The sequence below is a fragment of the Bartonella sp. AP258QHHD genome, assembly GCF_042196145.1.
GTDB lineage: Bacteria > Pseudomonadota > Alphaproteobacteria > Rhizobiales > Rhizobiaceae > Bartonella.
Window position 1 is genome coordinate 1 of the sequence record NZ_JBHIPR010000010.1, and the last position, 3,061, is coordinate 3,061.

Sequence of the window (3,061 nt, forward strand, 5' to 3'; positions counted from 1 at the left end):
ATCAGACACTCCTGTAATCTTTTTACCCCCAGCATCTATCCCAGAAATGATTATTTTCGGTCCACCTGTAATCACTAAGCCTGTTGCATCTAAGGTACTGCTTCCTGCATTTACTTTATTGACTGCGATTTCCTTAGCTAGATCAAATTTTATATTATTATTATCTTTGCCTTTGCTAATTTGAAGATTTTCACTTGCCGCTGATAAATCGATCTTGCTCTCTATACCGATAGTTGTAGCATCTGCACCACCAACAGACAGCTGCCAACCTTTATCTACGTAATTTTGTAATGACTTTATCTGCGCAACATTTACTGCATCAGTCAGTTCAGAACCAGCTGCTACCCCTATAATTTGTCGCGTTCCCTTCTCGCTGAGATTACCAACACTCATGGCACCATAAACACTCTTCCATTGAACTTCAGTACCTGTTGCATTCGCTTTCTTATTAGGAGAATAGCCAAAAACACCTCTAGCCCTATCGGCGACAGAATTGTAACCTAGCGCAACACCGCCCGATTCTTTCACTTCTGCCCATGCACCAACAATGGTGGCAGCAGAAGCGTAGTCTTTCGTGCCGTTGCCAACAATAGTAACACCTTCAAACAGATTACTTTGTGAATATGTCTGTATGCCGTTACCAATAGCAATAATATTAATGGCATTCGCATTCTGATTTTTTCCTATTTTTATATCATCATTAGTTGCATACGTACTCACCCTCCTTGCTAAACTATTAACGCCAGACAGCAAAATATCATCACTATTATCGTCCTCAACAGGCAGCATCCACCCTTTTTTAACAAATGTTTTTGGCAATTTTCGCACAGCAATATTATCCGCACTCATGCTTTTATCGTTAACCGCTATTCTTGTAAGCTGTGGCGCTTTCTTATCACCAACATTTCCAACTCGCGCAAAACGGCTACCTTCTGTCAAAACATTTACGACAGGACGCTTATCACTCTTACCAGAAAGGGTTTTGGTTAAAAAATTTGCATAATCATCAGAAGCATTCAAACCAGCAACAGAGAGAAGGCTTTGTGGATAAGACACGCCGGTACTTTTTACACCTTCAAGAAATGTGTTTCTAAAATCAGGATTTGCTGAAAAAACAGGCGTAACATTCGATAAGAATGTAGCCGCTGTAGCCAACGAAAGAACTTTAACAAAAGAAAAACGAGAACGTTTTAATTCACTCGCTGCTTGTGGGGCATATAATTTTTTCATAACAAACTCTCCAATGAAAAAACTTAGAAACACCTCCAAAACATAAAAAAGACACATTTTAGCATTATTGATGTCTTTGGAATTCAGAGTAGACGATCATTGCTTAGAGTGTGAACGTTTTGAGTCTTTAGTCTTGTTTTGTTTGTGCTCTCTGTATTGAGATCTAAATGCTTGTCTTTTTGATTATGTTTTGTGGACATAAAGATAACACATTTAGAGTCTAAGGGTTTTAGTGTGCTGTTTTTTCCTAACTAAAAAAGAGGCCTTGTATATTTGATATTACTTTTTACTTGGTAGTGATTACTATAAAATCCTTCGTACTAGGTTTTAGTATGTATTTTCTTAACTATAGACTTTATTTTTATTAGAAAGCATAGTTTTATTAATAATAAGTAAAGTAAAAAGAAATTGTAATATGTCCGGAATATAGTTTTCCTTGGATAACTGGCTTTTTAGTTGGATTTTTTCTTTTTAATATATCATATAATGATATATGCGTGGTCCTGTGATGTACCTTTTATCTTTACGCACTACTTATCCCCCCTTTGAATTATTTTATCAAAATGAGTCTTACTAATATACATTTTCATACAGCTATAGGCTGTTCAAGAAAATAGCAACATAAAAATATAACTTTTTAGCAATATGGATTCTACTGTGATCTTTTTTCAACAAAATATAGAAAAATCTTCTATAAAACCTCACAGTTTATAGCCTCATCAAATATTATGCTTATCTCTAGATAAATACTGTCNACATAAAAATATAACTTTTTAGCAATATGGATTCTACTGTGATCTTTTTTCAACAAAATATAGAAAATCTTCTATAAAACCTCACAGTTTATAGCCTCATCAAATATTATGCTTATCTCTAGATAAATACTGTGTATCTACAAAAAAATATTCACCCTCATTTAATAAAATAAGAATAAATGTTGTTAAAAGAATCCCTTGCTATCATCAACGCAGCTTTAATCTTAAGCCAACATCTCTTCTCTAATCTCCGCAGAACTCGTTGCGGATATATTAGAGCAAATGAAGCCATCCTCTGATATATAACCAGCACCAAGAGCAAATGCGAATTGTCCACGCCATGCGCCGCTATCAAATGAAACAATCAACTTTCCTAGTGTATCGTTATAACGCAAACCTACCACTGCCAAACCAACAGCCGCTGCTTGTCTTGCTTCTTTCCGAACATCTTCAATAGCATAACTAAACATTTCAAATTTCATATCGGTGGAGGATTTCGATTCGTTAACACCATTACTCATCGCATTATCCTTGGATTCAGAAAAATATTTATCTACATATTTTTTCGTATCATCAAAAACTTTCTTAATCCGCTGCTTACTGTCATGTAACAACCAACTAGCCCCCTCCACGACTTCTGTCAAATTTGCGTAAAACACACCACTCTTCAGACATTTTCTCTTTTTTTATTTTCAACATTAATGCTGGCATTGTTATTTATGGGAGTCGTTCTTTTAATCGTGTAACTCTTTTCGCCCCTGTCTTGTATAGACAGGAGCGTTTTTGAAAATAATCGTAGTAAATTTTATTAATTTAGAGTTAAGCTTAATCCTACACCTACACCCCAGCGCCCTCCGGCACTTGTCACAGATAGACTAGAGCGAATATTTCCATCTTCAGATGTATAACCAGCACCAAGAGCAAATGCGGACTGATTAAGCCATATACCACTACCAAGTGCAACACTTAACTTTCCTGGTGCATCATTGTAACGCAAGTTGGACACCGCTAGACCAATAGCAGCAGCTTGTCTTGCTTCTTTCCGAACATCCTGAATAGCATAATTCAATGTCTCA

The 3,061-nt window shown here is 36.0% G+C and carries 2 protein-coding genes and 1 pseudogene; all 3 read right to left on the bottom strand.

Translation table 11 applies throughout. The annotated features are described in order from the left end of the window. Positions 1-1,230: pseudogene (locus ACFIMM_RS00920) on the bottom strand (hypothetical protein); the annotation flags it as partial. Between the two features lie 979 nt (positions 1,231-2,209). Continuing rightward, complete coding sequence (locus tag ACFIMM_RS00925; RefSeq protein WP_375654233.1) at positions 2,210-2,644, bottom strand: hypothetical protein; 435 nt, start codon at positions 2,642-2,644, stop codon at positions 2,210-2,212. A gap of 149 nt (positions 2,645-2,793) precedes the next feature. Beyond that, positions 2,794-3,061, bottom strand: a 268-nt coding sequence (locus ACFIMM_RS00930) for a YadA-like family protein (RefSeq protein WP_375692576.1), incomplete at its 5' end; no start/stop codon positions are given.